The sequence below is a fragment of the Mesonia profundi genome (genome assembly GCF_031085155.1).
In the GTDB taxonomy this organism is placed as follows: Bacteria; Bacteroidota; Bacteroidia; order Flavobacteriales; family Flavobacteriaceae; genus Mesonia; species Mesonia profundi.
The window spans coordinates 1-2,397 of record NZ_JAVHUL010000073.1; the positions used below are offsets into that span (position 1 = coordinate 1).

The 2,397-nt window shown below is 35.0% G+C and carries 3 protein-coding genes; all 3 read right to left on the bottom strand.

Annotated elements, in window-relative coordinates; all coding sequences use genetic code 11:
• Nucleotides 1-140 precede the first annotated feature (140 nt).
• The 3 genes from RBU60_RS14095 to RBU60_RS14105 all read right to left on the bottom strand — a co-directional run bounded on the left by RBU60_RS14095 (nucleotide 141) and on the right by RBU60_RS14105 (nucleotide 2,150).
• Nucleotides 141-488 carry a hypothetical protein gene (locus RBU60_RS14095; protein WP_308865708.1) on the bottom strand — a complete coding sequence of 116 codons (348 nt, stop codon included), beginning with the start codon at nucleotides 486-488 and terminating at the stop codon, nucleotides 141-143.
• Nucleotides 489-569: 81 nt separating this feature from the next.
• Nucleotides 570-947 (bottom strand): hypothetical protein, encoded by a 378-nt coding sequence (locus RBU60_RS14100; RefSeq protein WP_308865709.1) that lies wholly within the window; start codon nucleotides 945-947, stop codon nucleotides 570-572.
• 6 nt (nucleotides 948-953) lie between these two features.
• The gene (locus RBU60_RS14105; protein ID WP_308865710.1) at nucleotides 954-2,150 is read right to left on the bottom strand and encodes an alanine dehydrogenase; all 1,197 of its coding nucleotides are present in this window, start codon (nucleotides 2,148-2,150) and stop codon (nucleotides 954-956) included.
• Between the last annotated feature and the right edge of the window lie 247 nt (nucleotides 2,151-2,397).

Genomic DNA, 2,397 nt, shown 5'->3' on the forward strand with positions numbered 1-2,397 from the left:
TTCTGGTACCCACTCTTTTCTGATGTTTTCATATACACCCGGTTTTTGTGTATCGCTATTTTAGGACGGGACATTTTATATAAATAAAAAAGCCTTTCCGTGAAAACGGAAAGGCTTTTTTTGTATAATTCTAATATAGGTTATTCTTCTTCTTTGTCGTCATCCTCATCATCTTCTTCCGCGTCGTTATCCAGATCTTCTTTTAGAAGTTTCTTGTCGTTGGCGTTGATTTCTTCAATAGGCTCGTTTAAATCCTCATCCTCATAATCGTCCTCTTCATAATTCGCCATGGTATTTTCTAAACGCGTACTTACTTTTACCAAATAGATACAATCTTCAGTTTTCACCTCTACAGCTTCTATAGTTTCGTTTTTAGCATTTTTAAACGTGATGATATGGTCATCATCATAACCATCGGGATATTTTTCTACCAATAGGCCTAAAATTTCTGGCGTCAATTTTTTGTAATCAACTATTACTCTTTTCATAAAAACGACTCTTTTTTGTTTTTCAATAGCAATAATAAAAAAAAGAATAAAATTTTAAAGACTTTTAGAACTATTTTATTCTTAATCTTTCTGAAAGCTTATTTCTTGAATAGTGGCTTGATTATCACAGTTTTCTATCCTCATAAAGAGCATTTTTTCATTTACTTCGCCTTTTACAGCATAAACCTTACAAGAATCGAGTTGGGTATTGCTGTTAGAAAAGTCGACATCACCAGAATTTAATACTTTTTCTACTGCGGTGGAGTCCATTTGATTTTCCTTCAAAAATAAAAGAGCCTCGGGCTGATAGTTTTTGTCCTTAATTCTTAGGTTCTTTAAGACTCGTGCATCTGGACCGTAATCACAAGAGGTTTTTTTTCCGCTAAGGAAAAACATAAGAATGATAATACCTATAAAAAAACCTACCGAGTAGTAGGCAAGCCTTGCTGCTAACTTCATATTGATTTAAAAAATAAGCAAATTGATGTCCCTATATGAAAGGTTAAACCAATCTGCAACTGATTTGTTGGTTAAAATGCCATGGTAAAAATACAATCCATTTCTTAAACCACGGTCAAATCTTAATGTATTTTCCAAACCGCCAGATTCTGCAATATGTAATAGGGAAGGTGTAAATATATTACTGATGGAAATAGAAGAAGTTCGAGAGTATTTGGAAGGAATATTAGGCACTCCGTAATGAATTACATCATGTTTAATCTGTGTGGGCTTATCGTGAGAAGTAACTTCTGAAGTTTCAAAACAGCCTCCCATATCAATGCTTACATCAATAATCACAGATCCTTTCTTCATAGATTCTACCATATCTTCGGTAACGATAATAGGGGAGCGGTCATTTCCTCTTACAGCTCCAATTACCACATCTGCTCGTTTTAGCGCTTTGGTTAGATTTTTAGGTTGTAGCGTGGACGTATATAAAGGTCTTCCTAAATTGCTCTGAATTTTTCTTAATTTGGTCAGCGAATTATCAAATACTTTTACATTTGCACCCAAGCCAAGCGCAGATCTTCCTGCAAACTCTCCCACAGTACCTGCGCCAATAATGACTACTTCTACGGGAGGAACTCCGCTAATGTTTCCAAACATAAGTCCGCTGCCCAAAGGATTCGCCAGTAACTCTGAAGCTATTAATACCGATGCGGTTCCTGCAATTTCACTTAATGCTCTAACAGCAGGATAGCTGCCATCTTCGTCTTTTATAAATTCAAAAGCTAAAGCGGTAATGCGTTTTTCGGCTAGTTTCTGAAAATACTCTTTGCATTGGGTTTTGAGTTGCAGTGCAGAAATGAGAATACTTTGAGGATTCATCAATTTTAATTCTTCAAACGAAGGCGGTTCTACTTTAAGAAGAATGGGACAGGCAAATACTTTTGCGGTGTCTTTGGTAATTTTTGCGCCGGCTTCGCTATAATCTTTGTCGCTAAAGTTAGCGTCAATGCCAGCATTGCTTTCAATAAGTACGCGGTGCCCATGCGCTGTAATTGCGGCTACGGCATCTGGAGTTAGGCAAACTCGCTTTTCTTGGTAGGAAGTTTCTCTTGGCAAACCAATGTATAATTTGCCTTTCGATTTTTGAATCTCTAGGGTTTCTTCCTGCGGAATTAATTCAGCTTGACTAAAAGGAGTAGTTGGTTTGCCCATAGATATTTGCATTTATATAAAGAAATAAAAAAAAGCATAATTTTACAAGCATTTAATGCATACTTACTTAAAAATAACCTTTAGTGTGTTAAAATAGCTTTTCTTACTTATAAAATTTGGTTGAAAATTGAAAAATTCTTTAGTAATTATATTTTTATAAAAACTTATAAAGCTAGATTCAAGTAATAAACGCAACTTCTGTGTTAAACAAAATTTTGTCCATCATTTCTAATGGTGTATCAAATTT